Raw genomic sequence first — 17,701 nt, forward strand, 5'->3', positions numbered from 1 at the left:
CGGCGCTCACGAGCCGACCACACCCACGGCCGGCTCGGCAGCGGCGGGGGGAGGAGCGGGGGTCACGCCGGCGCCGGCGAAGCGGGCCTCGTCGACGAAGTCGTCGGACCACCGGCGGACCATGACCACTCCTTCGCGCCAGTCGTCGTTCAGGCGGGGGCCGCCCACCGTCGCCTGGCCCAGCAGCCCGCCGACCTCGTCGACGCCGGCGGCCAGCGTGAGCGGGGACGTGGACGAGAAGCGCGGGTTGATCTCGAAGATCCGCGGCTCGCCCTCGGAGTCCAGGGCCAGCTGCACGTTGAAGGGTCCGTCGGCGCGCAGCTCCCGCTGGACCGCACGGCATACCTCGTCGATGCGCGCGTGCCGCCGGGTGACGGCGTACTTGGTGACGCCCACCTTGAGGACCACCTCTTTGGGCACTACCGCCTGCACCGAGCCGTCGCGCCAGACCGCCACCGAGACCGTGTACTCGGTGCCGCAGACGGCGTCCTGGGCGATCAGCTCGTCCGCGGGGCGGTCGCTCCCGGCCAGCAGTGCGCCCAGCCCCGCGGCCGACTCCAGCCGTACGACGCCGCGGCTGCCGCGGCCGGAGCGCGGCTTGACGATGATCGGCTGCCCGGGCGGGCCGGCCCATTCGGCGGCCCGCCGGGTGAGCGGTACCGGCAGTCCCGCATCGTCGAGGCGGCGCATCAGGGTGTACTTGTCCAGGCAGGTGGCCACGAAGCCGGGACGCGGCAGCAGCACCGCGATGCCGTCGTCGGCGAGCCGCGAGACCGCTACCAGCTCCTCGTCGACCAGCGGGACGACGGCGGAGGCACCCTCTTGGAGGCAGATGCCGCGTATCTCGGGCAGGTAGGCCTCGCTGGAGCCCGGCGGAACCGTATAGCACCGGTCGGCCAGGTACAGGCCGGGGGCTGCGGGGTCGATGTCGGTGGCCACGACGCGGTAGCCCTGCCGCTGGAGGTGCTGGATGGTTCCGGGGGTCTGGGGAGCGCCTGCGGTGGTGACGACGACGGTGGGCTGGCGGGGCTCTTCTGCAGCGGACACCGATGGACCTTTCCGTTGAGGCCGGCTCTTGCGGTGCGATCGGTTCGGGGCTGCTGGGTGCGGTACGCGGCGCGGCCGAGCACCGCCCCCCTGCGGGGCGGCGTCCCCCATGGCGGGCAGGTGGAGCGGAGCGTTCCGATCGGGCGGTGGCGGTTGACGGGCGGATATGAGCCGTCCCATCGAGCCTAGACCGCCAACGCCGTCTGAAACCGCAGGTGGCCGGTTCCGGTTCCCAGGACAACCGAACAGGGGTGCCCGGCGTAGTGGGCGGGCACCGAACATGCCGGAGATCCGCGGGCGGGCCGCGCGCCGCGCGGTACCCGGTCGGCGTGTCGCCTGCGGCCGCTACCGCGGCGTCGGGGCCCCGCCGTTGGAAGCGTCGAGCAGGCCGTGGTCGACCAGGAACGACACCAGGCCGTCGCCGCCCGCGTAGTGGTGGACTGAGATACCCAGGCGCTTGGCCGCGAGCACGTTCTCCTCGCGGTCGTCGACGAACGCGGTTCGCTCGGGGGCGGTGCCCATCGCCTCCAGCACGTGCTCGTAGATCTCGGCTTCGGGCTTGCACAGGCCCAGGTCGCAGCTGAAGAACAGCGCCTCGAAGCTCGCCGTCACCGGCGAGTGCCGCAGCGCGGCGGAGATGTCGACCGGCGCATTGGACAGCAGCGCGGTGCGCACGCCGCGTTGCATCAGTCGGTCCAGCACGCGGGCGGTGTGCTGTCGGACGTGCAGCCAGGAGCCCACGTCCAGCGCCCACATCCCGTGCAGCGTGGCGGTGTCCCAGTCGGCGCCCACGCGCCGGGCGACGGCGCCCCAGTACTCCTGGGCGCTCCTCCCGCGGTCGTAGGCGCGGCGCTCGCTCCAGTAGGCCGGCCACAGGTCGTCTGCCGGGACCCCGGCCAGCCGCTCCATCCGCGCTCGGTCCTCGGGCGGCGGAGAGAGGGAGATGACGTCGCCGAAGTCGAAGACGACCGCTTCGATGCCCGCGTCCCCGGTATCCATGCCGGCAAGCACCCCGTCCGTGTCGGAGATCCCCGTGTCCGCACGGAGACTACGCGAGGAAGGTGAACACCGCCCCGGCCCCCGGCGGGGCCGGGGCGCACCGGCCCCCTCTATGCGCGGGGCCCGGAGGTCACATCTGCTCGTGGACCGGTGCGATGAGGGCGCGGCCGATCGAATGGAAGAAGAGGTTGAAGCCCAGGAACGCCGGTGTGGCCGTCCCGTCGAGACCCAGCGACTCCACGTCGACCGCGTGGACCGCGAACATGTAGCGGTGGGGGCCGTGGCCCCCGGGCGGGGCCGCGCCGATGTAGCGCCGAGCGCCGGCGTCGTTGAGCAGGGTCAGTGCCCCCGAGGGCAGGCCCGAGCCGTTCTCGTCGCCGGCTCCGGCGGGCAGTTCGGTGGTGTTGGCGGGGATGTCGCAGACCGCCCAGTGCCAGAAGCCGCTGGCGGTGGGCGCGTCGGGGTCGAAGCAGGTGACCGCGAAGCTCCGCGCGCCCTCGGGGTGGCCGGTCCACGACAGGTGTGGCGAGACGTCCTCGCCGCCCGCGCCCATGATGCCGCTGACCTGCGGCGCGGGCAGGGGCTTGCCGTCGGCGACGTCGTCGCTGACGACGGTGAACGCCGGGACGGCGGGGAGGAATTCGTAGGGGGAAGGCGGCTGTGGCACGTCGAACCTCCTGGAGCGGTCGGGGGCGGCCGGGGCGGGACGCCCCGGGCCCCTGCCAACCAACGGACACCCCCACACCTATCGCGTGTGCCGCGTGTTCGCTAACGCGTGTCGACGTACTGGAAGACCTCGGCGAGGCGCCCCTCGTCCAGTCCGCCCGCCGCCGCGTTCTGGGCGAGCCACGGCCGCAGGCGTCCGGCCAGCTCCCCGACGTCGCCGATCTGGCTGGCATGGCAGGACAGCGCGGCCAGCTTGCGGTCGAAGACGCCGGTGACGTCGGTGTAGCGGTCGGGCGAGGGGCCGTGCGCCAACCACACCTCGGGCACCTTCCACGGCGCCAAGCCCTCGTCGGCGAGCAGCTCCGGGTGGGCGTGCGGGTTGCGGGCGTCGGGGAAGACCGCGTTGATACCGGCCTCGCCGGTGGCCAGGTGGTCGGGATGGCTGGGCGCGATCCGCCGCCAGTCGCGTTCGGGGCTGGGGAGGACCACACGCTGCGGGCGGACCATGCGGATGACCCGGGCGATGTCGCGGCGCAGCTCCAGGGTGGGCAGCACGCGGCCGTCGGCGTACCCCAGGAACCGGACGTCGTGCACGCCCACGGCCGCCGCGGCCTTGCGCTGCTCGTCGCGCCGCAGCGCCGCCATGGCGTCGCCGTCGAGTGTGCGGTCGTCGCCGCCCGCCTCGCCGTCGGTCACCATCAGATAGGTCACCTCGACCCCGGCGTCGGTCCACAATGCCACCGTGCCGGCGCAGCCGAAGTCGACGTCGTCGGGGTGTGCCATGACGGCGAGCGCCCGCTCGACCCCCTCGGCGTAGGCGGTCCAACCGCCAGCCTCGTTCCCGTTCGGCATCGGCGCCCTCCTTGGTCGCGTGCTGCAGGGCCGTCGGTCGAAAGGCCCTCCACGGAACAGCGTCGGCGGCGCCCGGACGATTCCGCTGCCCGCCGCGCCGACCGGATGCGGTCACCGCCGGCGCAGCGCCCGGGCCGCGGCGAGGTAGGCAAGGGCGGCCAGAACGAACAGCGCTTTGGGAGCCAGCCACACCGACCCCAGGCCGTAGGCGGCGAAAGTGAGCACCGTCACCGACTCGGCGCCGAACCCGGCGAAGGATGAGACCGTGGCGCGGGCCTCCTCGCCGACGCTGTCCTGGAGCTCGGCCTCAGCGGCGGCGCCGGCCCACTCGCTCACGCCGAAGGCGACGGCGAGCAGCAGGAGCCCGGCGGGGTGGCCCGATCCGGCGCCCGCGGCCATGCAGCAGGCCGCGGCTACCAGAGCCAGGGCGGTGTGGCGGGTGCGGCGCCCCGCCAGCCAGCCGCCCACCACCGCACCCGCCGAGACGCCGAGTAGAGCCAGCGGGACGGCGGGCGTGCTCAGCCCGGTCGAACGGGCCAGCAGCGGCACGTACTCGTCCATCGCCCCGGACAGGCCGACCAGCACCGCGAGCACCAGCAGCGCGCGGCGCGCCGGGCCGGAGGCGCGGATCTCGGCCGACGCGCGCCCGGCCACCCCGGCGGCCGAGGCGACCGCCGAGCGCAGCGGCCGGGACGGGCGGCGGCCGCGGCGGGCGGCGCGGCGGCGCGCGGCACGGCGTGCGCGTTCGCCGCCCGCGGGCAGCGCCCGGCCTGCGGCCGCGCACAGCAGCGTGGCCAGGATGCTCGCCGCACCCGCTGCGGTGTAGCCGCCCCAGGCCAGGACGGGCATCGCGGCCAGCGAGGCGGCCATGACCGCGGTGGTGCCGGCGGCGCGGGAACGCCCGATCAGCCGGGCGTAGGCCGCGGTCACCCACGCGGCGGCCGCCGTGGGCCCCGGGCCGCTCCGGTCGTGGGATCCGGCGGCGCCGGGCGCGGCGGGGCGGGCCAGGTGCGTGAGCTCGGTGTAGACCAGCGCCTCCAGGGCGCCTGAGCGTAGGGACGCACCCGCACCCCAGAGCACGAAGCCCACGGCGAAGGCGGCGTAGGAGGGGGCGAACGTCCACAGCGCGAATGCCGCCCCGCCGAGCAGGGGTGCCAGGGCGATCAGCGCGCGGCGGGAGCAGAGGTCGGCCAGCACGCCGGAGGGGATCTCCAGCAGAAGGCCGGTCACCGACCACAGCGCGAACAGCGAGGAGATCTGCGCGGGGCCCAGCCCGGAGTCGGAGAACAGCAGCGCGTAGACCGGGTACAGGAGGACCAGGTCCTCCAGGAAGGTGTACGCGTACAGTGCGCGGGCGAGCGGCGCCTCGGCTGCGGATGAGGATCAATGTCGCTTGTGCATATCCCACACACTAGCCGCGGGGCGGCCGGGGCGCACGGGCGATTCCGCGGCACGCCCCCTCCGCGGGGAACCGGCGCCGCGCCTCCCCGCCCCGTGCGGGGCGGCGCGGTACTGTGAAACGGCCGCAACGCCTCGATCGACGCCGCCGACCGAAACCGCCGCCGAGCGCGGGCGCAACGGCGGCGGCACCGGCCGGGGAGACCGCCGACTGGAGACAGCCGATGCCCCGTAAACGCCATCCGGTCGCCCGCGTGCTCCTGCGTGCGCTGCTGGGCCTCCTGGGCGCCCAGCTCGCCGTGGTCCTGGGCCTCGTCGCCGTCAACCAGTGGCGCAAGCGGGTGCGGCCACTGCATGCCGACTTCCCGCGCACGGCGCCCAAGGCGCTGCCGGTCGGCGCGAGTGAACTCACCGTCTACACCTACGGCGAGGACCTCTACCGCGACATGCTGGAGGCGATCCGCGGCGCCCGCCACCGGATCATGTTCGAGTCCTTCATCGTCAAGGGCGACGCCACAGGGCGCCGGTTCAAGCGCGCGCTGATCGAGGCGGCCGAGCGCGGCGTCGAGGTCTACGTCGTCTACGACGCCTTCGCCAACCTCGTCGTGCCGCAGCGGTTTCTCCGGTACCCGGAGGGCATCCACACGCTGGCCTATCCGCTGTTCCGGCCGGGCGTGCTGCTGCTGGACGTGCGCAAGTCCGGGCGCGACCACCGCAAGATCCTCACGGTCGACGGCGAGGTCGGCTTCGTCGGCGGCTACAACATCGGCTCGGTCTATGCCACCCAGTGGCGCGACACCCACCTGCGCGTCTCGGGGCCGTCGGCGTGGGAGCTGGAGAACGCGTTCCGCGACTTCTGGAACATGCTGCGCACCGAGGACCAGCCCGTCATCGCCGACACCGGAACGCCGGAGTGGGCGCCCACGATCCGCGCCCACCGCAACGTCCCCGAACTGCTGATCTATCCCATCCGCGGGATGTACCTGGAGGCCATCGACCGGGCGCGCGAGCACATCTACATCACCCAGGCCTACTTCATCCCCGACCAGGAGATCCTGCGCGCTCTGATCAGCGCCGCCCAGCGCGGGGTTGACGTGCGCATCCTGGTGCCGGAGCACTCCAACCACGTCGTCGTCGACTGGCTCTCCCGGGGGTTCTACGGCGAGCTGCTGCGCGGCGGCGTGAAGCTGTGCCTCTACCAGGACGCCATGGTGCACGCCAAGACCGCCACCATCGACGGCCGCTGGTCCACCGTGGGCACGGCCAACGTCGACCGGCTCAGCCTCACGGGCAACTACGAGATCAACGTCGAGGTCTTCGACGACGATCTGGCCTCCCACCTGGAGCGGGTCTTCGCCAACGACACCACCAACGCCCGGTTGCTCACGCCCGAGGAGTGGGCCGGGCGCCCGCTGGTGGCCAAGCTGTGCGAGCTGCTGCTGACGCCGCTGCGCCCGCTGCTGTGACGGAGCCCACCGGCGCGCGTCCGGTGCCACTTCCGCCGGGGGCGGTCCACCCCTTTCGGCAGTGCCGCCGCGTGCGGCCCCCGCGGTAGCGTCGCGGCCATGGGACAGCCGGGGGCGGCCGCCGCACGTGCGGGCAAGGAGCTGCTGCGGCCGCTGAGCGGGCGGCCGACGCGGCGCACCGCCGTCCTGGACCTGCTGCTGTGGGCGGTGCTGTGCCTGCCCTTGCTCAGAGGGCTGGCCGCCGTCGTCGACGGGGTCCGCGCCGGGCTCTTGGAGACACCGGGCCAGGCGGCGGCGGCAGTCGTGCTGCTGGGCGCCGCGGTAGCCGCGAGCCGCCCCTACCCGCTGGCCGCCGCGCTGCTGGCACTGGCGGTGTCGGAGGCGGTGGCACCGAACGCGACGTTCGCCGCGGCGGTCCTCTGCTACCTCCTGGGACGGCGCGACCCGCGGGCGTGGCTCGCGGGCTCGGCCTTCGCGGCGTCGGCCGCCGTGCTCGCCGTCCGGATGGTGCTCGAACCGCAGTTGCTGCTCGACGTGCCAGGCATGGGGATCGCCTACGTGTTCACACTCGTACTGCCGTGGATGCTCGGCAGCTACCGGCGCCAGCGTGCGAACCTCGACGACGCCGGCTGGGAGCGTGCGCGTCAACTGCAGCGCGAGCAGCGCATCGCGGCGGAGGAGGCCAGGCTGCGCGAACGCTCCCGCATCGCGCAGGACATGCACGATTCGCTGGGACACGAGCTGAGCCTGATCGCGTTGCGGGCGGGCGCGCTGGAGCTGGCGCCCGACCTGGCCGAACGGCACCGCACCGCCGCCGGGGGCCTGCGCGAGAGCGCCACGACGGCCACCGAGCGCCTGCGCGAGATCGTCGGCGTGCTCCGCGAGTCCGGCCGGCCCGGCACCGAGGCGCCCACCGCGCCGCCGGGAGAGGAGATCGCCGATGTCGTCGAACGCGCGCGGCGCTCGGGCGTCGACGTGGCCCTGGAGCGCTCCGGTCTCTGGGACGGCGTCGCGCCGATGGTCGACCGGGCGGCCCACCGGGTCGTCCAGGAAGGACTGACCAACGCCACCAAGCACGCCCCGGGCGCGCCGGTGCGTGTGGCGCTGGAGCGCGCCGAGCACGGGACGGTCGCCAAGGTCGCCAACGGCCCGCCCCCGGAAGGCGGGCCATCGGCAGCCGACGCGCCGGGCGGAGGTCGAGGGCTCATCGGGCTCGCCGAGCGGGTCCGATTGGCCGGCGGGACACTGGAGACGGGCGAGCGCGGCGGCGGCTTCGAGATCGTCGCGCACTTCCCGTCGGCGGGGGGCACGGCGGCCGCCGAGTCGGTCGGCGAGCCGGAGTCCGACGCGCCGGACGAGCATCGGCGCGCTGTGCGGCGCAGCCTGCGCCGGCGCACGGCCGCGATGGCGGTCGCGGCCGTGGTCCTGGTCGCGCTCGGCGTGCTGGCGGCTGTGGGCAGCGAGTACCTGCGCGCAGTCGGCGCGACGCTGCCGCCGTCGGACTACCGTTCCCTGCGTGTGGGTGCCCCCGCCGCCCAGGTCGAACCCCTGCTGCCGGGGCGGCAGTACGAGCCTGCGGCGGCCGAAGACGACAGCGAGGCGGCGGAGCGGTCCGACTGCCGCTACTACCGGTCCGCCCCCGACATCTTCGGCGGCGGGTTCGGGGTCTACCGGCTCTGCTTCGACGGCGGCGGGCTGGTCTCCAAGGACACGCTCCCGGGGCCCCGCTCCGACACCGGTGTGTGAAGACCCGCCGGGGCGGGCGTCCCGAGCGGTGCGGTGCAAGAAAGGACGTGGACCGGGATGATCCGGGTGCTGCTGGCCGACGACGAGGCGATGATCCGTGCGGGGGTGCGCGCGATCCTGGAGACCGACGGCGGCGTCGAGGTCGTCGCCGAAGCCGCCGACGGGCGTGAGGCGATCGAGCTGGTCCGCTCGCACCGCCCCGACGTCGCGCTGGTCGACATCCGCATGCCCCGCCTCGACGGGCTCAGCGCGGCCGCCGAGATCCGCCGCGAGGTCCCCTCCACCGCCGTGGTGATCCTGACGACCTTCGACGAGGACGCCTACATCTCACGCGCGCTGGCCGACGGAGCGGCCGGCTTCCTGCTAAAGGCGGGCGACCCGCGCGAGCTGGTGGCGGGCGTGCACGCGGTGGCCGACGGCGCCGCCTACCTCGCGCCCCGGGTCGCCCGCCACGTCATCGACGAGCTCAGCGGCGGCCGGATGGGGCGCGGCGCCGAAGCCCGCGCCCGCGTCGCCGAACTGACCGAGCGGGAGCGCGACGTGCTGGCGCTGGTGGGGTCGGGGTTGTCCAACGCCGAGATCGCCCGGCGCCTGTACCTGGTCGAGGGCACCGTCAAGAGCTACGTCAGCGCCGTCCTGAACCGGCTGGGCATGCGCAACCGGGTGCAGGCGGCGATCCTGGCCTACGAGGCGGGCCTGGTCGAGACCGACGCCTGACGAGCGACCGGCACAGCACCGTTGATCTTGTAGCTATCGTCACTGGAAATCGTTTTACTTCACGATGGCTACAAGATCGACGGGTTCGGGCGCCGCACCGGGTGGGCGCGGCGGCCCGTCCCGTCTCGGGCGGGCCGCCGGCGCCGATACCGTGGTCAGGCGTCGCGCTTGGCCATGGCCGCATAGCCGACCGCCAGGGTGAGTGCCGCCCATCCGGCCATCAGGAGCGCTCCGGTGCCCCAGCCGTAGGGATCCGTCGTGCCGGCCATCAGCGGCATGCCGGCGTTCGCCGGCATGTAGTTCACGACGTCGGTGAGGGTCTCGCTTCCGACCATCTGGCTGACCATCGGGATCGCCATCAGTACGCCGACGACCGTGGTGATGGCGCCCGCAGTGCTGCGCATCAGCAGTCCCAGACCCATGGTGAACAGCGAGATCCCCAGCATGTAGCCGCCCACGCCGACGATCCCGTGCACCACGTGCGCCGCCTCGAAGGTCATCGCGTCGCCGTAGACCGCCGCCGTCGCCGCGATGGCAGCCGCGCCGGCCGCGCACCCGGTCGCGAAGACCGCCACCGCGAGCACGGCGGCCTTGGCGACCAGCATGCGGATGCGGTTGGGCACCGTCGTCAGCGTCGTGCGCATCGCTCCGGTCGCGTACTCGCCGGTGACGATCAGCGAGGCCGCGGCGACCACCGCGAACTGGCTGAGGACGATGGCGGTGGTCGCCAGAGCGTTGGCGGTCATGCCGTCTGTCGAGTCGCCCGCCTGCAGCGCCAGCGCCGCGAGCAGGGCCGTGCCCCCCGTCGCCAGTACGGCGATCCCGAGGCACAACCAGGTGGAGCGCAGCCCCCACAGCTTCGTCCACTCCGCCGCGATCGCGCCGGGCAGTCCGCCGCCGCTGTGCTGCGGCGCGGCCGGCCGCGCCTGGTCCGTGGTCGCCATCGTCACACCCGCTCCCTGTCGTCGGTGCCCGCCGCCTGCTCGGCGCCCGAGGGGGCGCCGAACTCCACGCTGGAGGCGGTCAGCTCCATGTACGCCTGCTCCAGCGACGCCGCGCGCGGGCTGAGCTCGTTGAGCCGCACCCCCGCCTGGTGGGCGACGCCGCCGACGCGGTCGAGCGTGCCGCCCGTGACGATCAGCTCGTCGCCGCCGTGGCGCTCCACGCGCATCCCGGCCACCAGCAGCTGCTGCTCCAGCTCTTCGGGCTGGGGCGTGCGCACGCGCACCGCCGTGAGCGAGCTGGCCTCGATGACCTCGGAGACCGGTGCGTCGGCGATCAGGCGGCCCTTGCCGATGACCACGAGGTGGTCGGCCGTCTCCTGCATCTCGCTCATCAGGTGGCTGGAGACGAACACCGTCCTGCCCTCGGCGGCCAGCGAGCGCATCAGCCCGCGGATCCACCGCACGCCGTCGGGGTCGAGGCCGTTGACCGGCTCGTCGAACATCAGGATCTCCGGGTCGCCCAGCAGTGCGCCGGCGATACCCAGCCGCTGGCCCATACCCAGCGAGAACTTTCCGGCCCGCTGGTCGGCGACGCCGCTCAGGCCCACGGTCTCCAGCACCTCGCCGACCCGGCGCAGCGGCAGCCCGTTGCTGCGGGCCATCGCGGTGAGGTGGTTGCGGGCGGTGCGGCCGGGATGCACCGCCTTGGCGTCCAGCAGCGCGCCGACCCGCCGCATGGGGTGGCGCAGCTCGGCGTAGGGCCGCCCGTCGACCAGGGCCTCGCCCGCAGTGGGGCGGTCCAGCCCCAGCACCATCCGCATCGTGGTCGACTTCCCGGCCCCGTTCGGACCGAGGAAGCCGGTCACTCTGCCGGGGGAGAGATCCACGGAGAGCCGGTCGACGACGACCTTGTCCCCGTAGCGCTTGGTCAGGTTCCGCAGGCGTATCACGGCGTCCTCGCTTCGTGTGCTCATAGGGTTCTCGTCGTCCTCGTTGCGCCGACGCCACGACACTAGGGACCGGGCGCAGGGCGGCGCAGTGCGCGAAGGACACAGGCCGGCCCCCACTTTCGGCGGAGACGCGGCCGCCCGCGCCCTTCCGGAGGAGGAGGCCGACCGCGTCCCGTCCTGCTTAGGCTGGCGGAATGCGGGAGCATCCGGTGGGCCTGCGGGCGGTGGCCGCCCGCTGGCGGGGAGCGGCGGCGGACGCCGGGCTGTGGGCCGGCAGCGTCGCGCTCGTCGCCCTGGAGACCGACAGCGTGCGGGCCGCTCCGGCCGCCGAGGCCGCGGTCATGGCGGTAGTCCTGGCCGCCGCATTCGCGCTGCGGCGGCGGGCCCCGTTCGCCGCTCTCGGGGTGGCGCTCGCGGCCCTGGTCGTCCAGGCGGTCATCATCGCCCTCACCCTGGTCTCGACGCTGGTACTGAGCTACGCGGCGGTCTGCGCGGCGCTGGCCTTCTCGGCCGGGCGGCGCTCGGACCGGACCGCGCCGATCGTCGCGATGTTCGCCACGGCGGCGCTGGCCACCCTGATGGCCTACACGGTGACCTGGATCCGTGTCGGCGACGCCCGCGAGACCCTCACCGGCGTCACCGACTGGGCGGGCGGCCTCGCCGTGCTGGCCGCCGCTGTCGTCGCACCCTGGCTGCTGGGCCGCTACCGGCACCGCCACGCCGAGCTGCGCACGGCCGGCTGGGAGATCGCCGAGCGGATGGAGCGGGCCCGCGACCTGGACGCCGAACGCGCCCGGCTGCGCGAGCGCGCCAGCATCGCCACCCGGATGCACGACTCCCTGGGGCACGACCTCGCGCTGATCGCGGTGCGCGCCGCCGCCCTGGAGATGGCCCCCGAGGGCGGCGGCGCCCGTGAGGCGGCGGCCGGGCTGCGCGCCGCTGCGCACGACGCCAACCTGCGGCTGCGCGAGATCATCGGCGTGCTGAGGGAGGACGCAGAGCGGAGCGCCTCCGGCGGCGGGGACGGCGGTGAGGACATCGCTGCGCTGGTCGACCGCGCGGTCCGCGCCGGTCTGGACGTGCGGCTGGTGCGCGAGGGACCCGACCTCGACCCCGCGACCCCGGCCGGGCGGGCGGCGCACCGCGTCGTCCAGGAGGCGCTGACCAACGCCGCCCGGTACGCCCCCGGCGCGGCCGTGACCGTGCGACTGGACCGGGGGGCGGACGCGACCGCGGTCCGGGTCTCGGACACGGGCGCGGCAGGCGGCTCCGCGCCGCGCGCTACCGGACCCGCCGGCGGCTCGGGGCTGGCCGGGCTGTACGACCTGGTCGAAGGGATGGGCGGCGGGCTCAGCGCGGGTCCGGGAGCGTCGCCGGACGGCGCGGCCGCGCCGTCCGGCGCATCGTCCGGCGGGGACGGATTCACCGTGGCCGCGCATATTCCGGACACAGCCGAGCCGGCTCCCGGGGCCGGGCCCGAGGGCACGGCGACCGAAACGGCGCAGCGGCTGAGCGGGGCGCGCCGCAGCGCCCGCCGGCGGCTGGCCGCCGCGCTGGCGGTCCCCACGGCCCTGGCCGCGGCCGTTGTCGCGTGCGGCTTCGCCGTGCTCGCCTACGTCGGCACCAACTCGGTCCTGCCCGCGGAGGACTACGCGCGGCTGAGCGTCGGCCAGAACCGCGCGGCCGTCGAACGCGAGCTGCCCCGCTTCGACTACCCCGCCCGCGACCTGGTGGACCCGCCGCCCGCCCCGCCCGGGTCCGCCTGCCGCTTCTACCTCGTGGAGTGGGAGAACGGGCTTCCGCCGGTGTACCGGCTGTGCTTCGCCGACGGGCGCCTGGCGGCCAAGGACCGCATCGCCCGCGAGTGAGAGCGGAGCACCGCGGCCCCGCGCGTTCCGCGCCGAGGCGGCCGATAGGCTGCCCTCCCCACCCGGCCGGGCGGGGAGGGGCGGGAAGGAAGCGAGGTGCGCCGGTGATCCGCGTCGTTCTGGCCGACGACGAGACGATGATCCGCGCCGGCATGCGGGCCATCCTCACCGCCGACCCCGGCATCGAGGTGGTCGGCGAGGCCGCCGACGGCGCCGAGGCGATCGGCCTGGTAGGCGAGCACCGCCCCGACATCGCCCTGCTCGACGTGCAGATGCCCGGCACCGGCGGCCTGGCGGCCACCGCGGCCATCACGGCGGACCACCCCGGCACCGCGGTGGTCATCCTCACCACCTTCTCGGAGGACGCCTACATCGCGCGGGCGCTCAGCGGCGGCGCCAGCGGGTTCGTGCTCAAGACCGGCGACCCGCGGGACCTGGTCGCCGGGCTGCACGCCGTGGCCAAGGGCGGCGCCTACCTGTCGCCGGAGATCGCCCGGCGGCTGATCGCCGAGCTGGGCGCCGTGGGCACCGCCGGGCGCATGTCGCGCGGCGCCGCCGCCCGCGAGCGCATCGACCGCCTCACCGAGCGCGAGCGGGGCGTCCTCGCCCTCGTCGGCGAGGGCCTGTCCAACGAGGAGATCGCCGCCCGGCTGGGAATCGTGCCCGGCACCGTGAAGGTGCACGTCGGCTCCATCCTCACCCGCTTGGACGTGCGCAACCGGGTGCAGGCCGCGGTCCTCGCCTACGAGGCCGGGCTGGTGCGCGGCGGGCCGCCGTCCGCCGCCGGGTGAGCACCCGGCCCGCCGGACGCGGCGGTGCGCCCGCTCCCGCCCTATGCAGAAAGGGGTAGGGGACGGCCGACCTCCGGTCCATGCGGCCGCCGCGGCAGCGCGGCGAGGATTCCGGCATGCCGATTACACGATTCTCACCGACCCGCCGCCGTACGGTCGCCTACACCGCTGCGGCCGCCGTCATCGCCGCGGGGTGCGCGGTACCCGCCACCGTCGCGGCCGTCGCCTCCCCCGGCCCGATCCGCCTCCACCCGCCCGAGCCCACCGGTCCGCACGCTGTGGGCCGGGCCGACCTGCACCTGGTCGACGAGAGCCGGGGCCACCCCTGGGTCGAGGGTGCCAAGCAGCGGGACCTCATGGTGTCGGTCTGGTACCCGGCCGAGGACTCCGGGGGCGAACCGCCCCCCTACATGCCCGCGGCCGTCGCCGGCGTCCTGTCCGGAGAGCTGGAGCAGCTGGGCGTGTCCCGCGACGCGGTGGACGTCGCCGGCACGACGACCGACGCGCGCGCCGGCGCCGACGTGGCCGACGATGCCGAGGACCTCCCCGTCCTGCTCTACTCCCACGGGTTCAACCAGTCCCGCCACCAGGCGACCGCGCAGCTGGAGGAGCTGGCCTCCCAGGGCTACGCGGTGGTCGCCATGGACCACCCCTACGAGTCCTCGGCGGTGGAACTGCCCGGCGGCCGCGTCATCCGCGACGCCATACCCGAGGCCGGAGCCGACACCATGCGGACGGCGGTCGCCACACGGGTCGCCGACACCCGCTTCGTGCTGGACGCCGTCGAGGAGATCGCCGGCGGGGGCGACCCCGCCGAGGGCGGGCAGCCGCTGCCGGACGGGCTGGGGGCGGCTCTGGACCCGTCGTCGGTCGCCATGTTCGGGCACTCCGCCGGCGGGCTCACCGCCGCCGAGGCGATGCTCGTCGACGACCGGATCGACGCGGGTGTGAACCTGGACGGCAGCATCGCTTACCACGTCGGCGACGAGGAGTGGGCCGACGCGACCCTCCAGGGAGCCGAGCGGCCGTTCATGATCTTCAGCGGCGGCCTCTCCGGCGGCAGCGGCGACCCGCACACCAGCGAGTACTCGCCGGACTGGCGGATGTTCCGCGCGGCCTCCACCGGCCCGTTCCTGGAGCTGCACATGCCCGACGCCGAGCACATGAGCTTCATCGACACCCAGTGGATGACCGCGCAGATCGAGGAGGGCCTGGACCCCGACGGCCGCGCATGGGAGGACGGCGTCGAGTCGGCGGTGGGCACCGTCGGCGCCCGCCCGAGCATCGCCGCCCAGCGCGCCTACCTCACCGCGTACTTCGACGAGCACCTGCGGGGCCGGGAGCGGCCGCTGCTCGACGGCCCCTCCGCCGAGTACCCGGAGGTCGAGTTCGTCGAGTGAGCGGCGGACCTTCGCACGGAGCGCGCGGCCGCGGCCCGGAACCCCGGGCCGCGGCCGCGCGCCGCTGCGGAGCGGCGCCGTCAGGCGTCCCTACCTTGGTGATCGGGCTGAGCGAGCCATTCGCAGGGTCGGCTCATCCAGGGGTGCCGGGTGTGGCTTTCAGGCGTCTGCCGTGGCTGTGGCCTCCTGCGATTCGCCGCCCGGTACCCTACGGCGACTCGCACTCCGGGAAGGTGAGCGGCACCCTTCACCGCCCCACTCGCCAGAGCCGACGCCTCCACGCGTCTCCTCCACCTTCGCGTTGATCAGGGTCCGATGCTGCGACGAAACCCGTCGCTGCTACGACTGAAAGCGCGCTGAAGGCGAACGGCACGGCCAAGCCGTCACGGCACTCGCACGCCGCAGGGTCGACGTCCTGTGGGCAAAGCCGCGTGACGGACGGTGCTGCGAACGCATACCGTCCGTCACGCCGACTGCTTGGCATCTCATCAGGCGTCGCGGACGCGCAGTTCGGTATAGCCGACAATCAGGGCGGCGACGGCCCAGCCGATGACGGTGGCCAGGTTGACGGCGCCGTCGTGCGGCGCCGTGTAGAAGCCGGCGTCCCCGCCGGCGTAGACCTCGACGGCCGCCGTACCCGGCAGGTAGGCGGCGGCGTCGTTGAGCGCCTGCAAACCGCTGAGCTGCAGCACCAGGGGGATGCCGAGCAGCAGCAGGAACCCGGCGCCGATGGTGCCCGCCGTGCCGCGCATCGCCGTGCCCAGGCCCACGAACAGCACCGCCAGCAGAGCCATGCAGACTCCCGCTCCCAGCACCGTGGTCGCGGCGTATTCGGCCTCGAGCGGGGCGTAGGAGCCGACGACGGTCCACAGCACGCCGATGCCCAGCGCGGTCGTCGCCGATCCCGCGGCGAAGGCCAGGCCGGCGGTGACGGCGGTGCGCGCCGCCAGGACCAGGCCGCGCCGGGGCACCGTCTGCAGGGTCGCGCCGATCGCGCGGGTGGAGTACTCGTTGGTGGCCGCGATCGCCGAAAGCGTCAGCACCACGAACTGCACCAGATAGAACACGCCCTGGGAGGAGAGCTGAGCGTAGGAGAACTCGCTGGCGGCGACAGGGTCCTCCGCGAACCGCTCGGCCAGGGAGATCCCCATGAACAGCGAGAACGCGGCCATTACAGCGAACCCGAGGCCCACACACCACCACGTCGTGCGCAGCGTGGCGAGCTTGGTCCACTCCATGGCAAGGGCGCGGGCCAGGACCCGCGACGTCCGCGGGGCGGCGTCCGGGGCCGCCGCGGCGGTTCGGGCGGAGAGGTCTGCGGTGGCGGTCATACTCGCTCCCTTGCGGCTGGTGCTGTTTCCGGGCGGGCGCCCGTTCCTCCGGTGCCGCCGGTGAACTCGGTCGCTGTCTCGGTGAGTTCGAGGTAGGCCTGCTCCAGCGACGCCTCCTCGCGGTAGAGGGTGTGCACTCGCGCTCCGGCGGCGTGCGCGGCGTCGCCGACCTCCTCGGGGGCGAGCCCGCGGACCCGCAGTTCTCCCTCGCGGCCGGACTCGACCTCCACCCCCTGGCCGGCCGCGCCGCCCGTCCGGACCAGCCGCGCCGCCAGCAGGCCGGCGTCGGGCGTGCGCACGGTGGTCGTCGTGTGCGACCACGCGGCGATCACCTCGGCCATCGGCGCGTCGACCAGCAGCCGCCCGCCGCCGACGACCACCAGGTGGTCTGCCACCAGCTGCATCTCGCTCATCAGGTGGCTGGAGACGAAGACGGTGCGGCCCTGGGCCGCGAGATCGCGCACCAGTCGGCGGACCCACAACACCCCGTCCATGTCCAGCCCGTTGACCGGCTCGTCGAAGACGAGGGCGGCGGGCTCGCCCAGCAGCGCGGCGGCGATGCCCAGCCGCTGGCGCATGCCCAGCGAGAACCCGCCGATCCGCTTGCGGGCCACGTCGGCGAGCCCGACCTCCTCCAGCACCTCGGCCACGCGCGTGCGCGACACGCCGCCGCCGCGCGCGAGCGCGAGCAGGTGCGCGCGGGCGCTGCGCCCGGGATGGACGGCCGAGGCGTCCAGCAGCGCACCGACCTCGCGCGTCGGTTCGGGGATCTCGGTGTAGGGGCGGCCGCCGACCAGGGCGGTGCCCGAGGTCGGCCGGTCCAGCCCCAGCAGGACCCGCATCGTGGTCGACTTGCCCGCCCCGTTGGGGCCGAGAAAGCCGGTCACGCGTCCGTGCGGGACCTCGAAGGTGAGGTCGTCCACGGCGGTGGTCTCGCCGTAGCGTTTCGTCAGATGGCGTACTGTCAGCACTTGCGCGCCTCTCGTCGTCGTTGTGCGACAAGCGACGCTACGGACGGGCGTTGCGCAGCACATCGGTTGTTCGTCGCCGCGGGGCTATGCCCTTGGTCATAGCCCCTGCTGGTTCGGCGACCCCAGCGCTCAGCGGCGCGCCCGCCGGCGTCGGCGCGCTGTTCGACGGGGCCGTGCATGCGGTGCAGATCGATGGCGGTGTTGACCAGCGCGATGTGCGAGAGCGCCTGCGGGTAGTTGCCGACGAGCAGGCCGGAGGAGGCGTCGTACTCCTCCGACAGCAGCCCCACGTCGTTGCACAGGCCCAGCAGCTTCTCGAACAGCTCGCGGCCCTCCTCCACCCGGCCAGCGCACCACCTGGTCGCGGTACTCACCGACACCCGAAGCCGGCGGCGTCGGGATCCCCCCGCCTTGGCGCGGGCGTACACGGCGTCTCTGCTGCACGGGAGCGGCCGCGGCGCACTGCGCTGTCCGCGGCGGGCGACCGCCCGCGCCGGATCGGCGTGTCATCGGGGGATCGTGTGCGGAGCGGGGCACGATCGGGGGGATAACCGG

16 protein-coding genes are annotated in these 17,701 nt (G+C 74.4%); 6 read left to right on the forward strand and 10 right to left on the reverse strand.

The window, feature by feature from the left end; genetic code table 11:
* Positions 1–6: 6 nt before the first annotated feature.
* From RM446_RS16310 to RM446_RS16330, 5 genes are all read right to left on the reverse strand, one after another.
* Complete coding sequence (locus tag RM446_RS16310) at positions 7–1,047, reverse strand: ATP-grasp domain-containing protein (RefSeq protein WP_311546163.1); 1,041 nt, start codon at positions 1,045–1,047, stop codon at positions 7–9.
* A gap of 345 nt (positions 1,048–1,392) precedes the next feature.
* A complete protein-coding gene (locus RM446_RS16315; RefSeq protein ID WP_311546164.1) occupies positions 1,393–2,046 on the reverse strand; it encodes an HAD family hydrolase in 654 nt (217 codons plus the stop codon).
* Between the two features lie 130 nt (positions 2,047–2,176).
* Positions 2,177–2,713, reverse strand: coding sequence for a YbhB/YbcL family Raf kinase inhibitor-like protein (locus tag RM446_RS16320; protein WP_311546165.1), 537 nt, complete (start codon positions 2,711–2,713; stop codon positions 2,177–2,179).
* A gap of 101 nt (positions 2,714–2,814) precedes the next feature.
* Positions 2,815–3,564, reverse strand: coding sequence for a PIG-L deacetylase family protein (locus tag RM446_RS16325; protein WP_311546166.1), 750 nt, complete (start codon positions 3,562–3,564; stop codon positions 2,815–2,817).
* A 111-nt stretch (positions 3,565–3,675) separates the two neighbouring features.
* On the reverse strand, positions 3,676–4,794 hold the full coding sequence (locus RM446_RS16330; RefSeq protein WP_311546167.1) for an MFS transporter: 1,119 nt from the start codon (positions 4,792–4,794) through the stop codon (positions 3,676–3,678).
* A 392-nt stretch (positions 4,795–5,186) separates the two neighbouring features.
* On the opposite strand from RM446_RS16330, the gene RM446_RS16335 reads away from it, so the two are divergent.
* From RM446_RS16335 to RM446_RS16345, 3 genes are all read left to right on the forward strand, one after another.
* Positions 5,187–6,428 (forward strand): phospholipase D-like domain-containing protein, encoded by a 1,242-nt coding sequence (locus RM446_RS16335; protein WP_311546168.1) that lies wholly within the window; start codon positions 5,187–5,189, stop codon positions 6,426–6,428.
* 99 nt (positions 6,429–6,527) lie between these two features.
* Positions 6,528–8,174, forward strand: a complete 1,647-nt coding sequence (locus tag RM446_RS16340; protein ID WP_311546169.1) for a sensor histidine kinase — start codon at positions 6,528–6,530, stop codon at positions 8,172–8,174.
* A 57-nt stretch (positions 8,175–8,231) separates the two neighbouring features.
* Positions 8,232–8,891: a response regulator transcription factor gene (locus RM446_RS16345; RefSeq protein ID WP_311546170.1), complete on the forward strand. Its 660-nt coding sequence runs from the start codon at positions 8,232–8,234 to the stop codon at positions 8,889–8,891.
* Between the two features lie 155 nt (positions 8,892–9,046).
* On the opposite strand, the gene RM446_RS16350 is transcribed toward RM446_RS16345, so the two are convergent.
* Together RM446_RS16350 and RM446_RS16355 are read right to left on the reverse strand one after the other, a co-directional pair.
* Complete coding sequence (locus RM446_RS16350) at positions 9,047–9,835, reverse strand: hypothetical protein (RefSeq protein ID WP_311546171.1); 789 nt, start codon at positions 9,833–9,835, stop codon at positions 9,047–9,049.
* A gap of 2 nt (positions 9,836–9,837) precedes the next feature.
* Positions 9,838–10,785: an ABC transporter ATP-binding protein gene (locus RM446_RS16355; protein WP_311546208.1), complete on the reverse strand. Its 948-nt coding sequence runs from the start codon at positions 10,783–10,785 to the stop codon at positions 9,838–9,840.
* 194 nt (positions 10,786–10,979) lie between these two features.
* Here RM446_RS16355 and RM446_RS16360 point away from each other — a divergent pair, with 194 nt between their 5' ends.
* From RM446_RS16360 to RM446_RS16370, 3 genes are all read left to right on the forward strand, one after another.
* Positions 10,980–12,653: a sensor histidine kinase gene (locus RM446_RS16360; protein WP_311546172.1), complete on the forward strand. Its 1,674-nt coding sequence runs from the start codon at positions 10,980–10,982 to the stop codon at positions 12,651–12,653.
* Positions 12,654–12,757: 104 nt separating this feature from the next.
* A complete protein-coding gene (locus tag RM446_RS16365) occupies positions 12,758–13,444 on the forward strand; it encodes a response regulator transcription factor (protein WP_311546173.1) in 687 nt (228 codons plus the stop codon).
* 116 nt (positions 13,445–13,560) lie between these two features.
* On the forward strand, positions 13,561–14,844 hold the full coding sequence (locus RM446_RS16370; RefSeq protein WP_311546174.1) for an alpha/beta hydrolase family protein: 1,284 nt from the start codon (positions 13,561–13,563) through the stop codon (positions 14,842–14,844).
* A 488-nt stretch (positions 14,845–15,332) separates the two neighbouring features.
* On the opposite strand, the gene RM446_RS16380 is transcribed toward RM446_RS16370, so the two are convergent.
* Genes RM446_RS16380 through RM446_RS16390 form a run of 3 tightly spaced genes read right to left on the reverse strand, consistent with a single transcriptional unit; the run spans position 15,333 to position 17,520 of the window.
* Positions 15,333–16,175 carry an ABC transporter permease gene (locus tag RM446_RS16380; protein WP_311546175.1) on the reverse strand — a complete coding sequence of 281 codons (843 nt, stop codon included), beginning with the start codon at positions 16,173–16,175 and terminating at the stop codon, positions 15,333–15,335.
* The gene (locus RM446_RS16385; protein ID WP_311546176.1) at positions 16,172–17,146 is read right to left on the reverse strand and encodes an ABC transporter ATP-binding protein; all 975 of its coding nucleotides are present in this window, start codon (positions 17,144–17,146) and stop codon (positions 16,172–16,174) included. Before RM446_RS16385 ends, RM446_RS16380 begins: the two co-directional genes overlap by 4 nt.
* Positions 17,140–17,520 carry a glycoside hydrolase family 15 protein gene (locus tag RM446_RS16390; RefSeq protein ID WP_311546177.1) on the reverse strand — a complete coding sequence of 127 codons (381 nt, stop codon included), beginning with the start codon at positions 17,518–17,520 and terminating at the stop codon, positions 17,140–17,142. Before RM446_RS16390 ends, RM446_RS16385 begins: the two co-directional genes overlap by 7 nt.
* Positions 17,521–17,701: the final 181 nt, after the last annotated feature.

Origin of the sequence: Streptomonospora wellingtoniae (assembly GCF_031845375.1) — a bacterium.
Taxonomy (GTDB): domain Bacteria; phylum Actinomycetota; class Actinomycetes; order Streptosporangiales; family Streptosporangiaceae; genus Streptomonospora; species Streptomonospora wellingtoniae.

Coding starts and splice junctions, on each gene's coding strand:
- RM446_RS16335 (WP_311546168.1), top strand. CDS start 5,187: ATGCCCCGTAAACGCCATCCGGTCGCCCGCGTGCTCCTGCGTGCGCTG.
- RM446_RS16345 (WP_311546170.1), top strand. CDS start 8,232: ATGATCCGGGTGCTGCTGGCCGACGACGAGGCGATGATCCGTGCGGGG.
- RM446_RS16360 (WP_311546172.1), top strand. CDS start 10,980: ATGCGGGAGCATCCGGTGGGCCTGCGGGCGGTGGCCGCCCGCTGGCGG.
- RM446_RS16380 (WP_311546175.1), bottom strand. CDS start 16,175: ATGACCGCCACCGCAGACCTCTCCGCCCGAACCGCCGCGGCGGCCCCG.
- RM446_RS16325 (WP_311546166.1), bottom strand. CDS start 3,564: ATGCCGAACGGGAACGAGGCTGGCGGTTGGACCGCCTACGCCGAGGGG.
- RM446_RS16350 (WP_311546171.1), bottom strand. CDS start 9,835: ATGGCGACCACGGACCAGGCGCGGCCGGCCGCGCCGCAGCACAGCGGC.
- RM446_RS16315 (WP_311546164.1), bottom strand. CDS start 2,046: ATGGATACCGGGGACGCGGGCATCGAAGCGGTCGTCTTCGACTTCGGC.
- RM446_RS16340 (WP_311546169.1), top strand. CDS start 6,528: ATGGGACAGCCGGGGGCGGCCGCCGCACGTGCGGGCAAGGAGCTGCTG.
- RM446_RS16370 (WP_311546174.1), top strand. CDS start 13,561: ATGCCGATTACACGATTCTCACCGACCCGCCGCCGTACGGTCGCCTAC.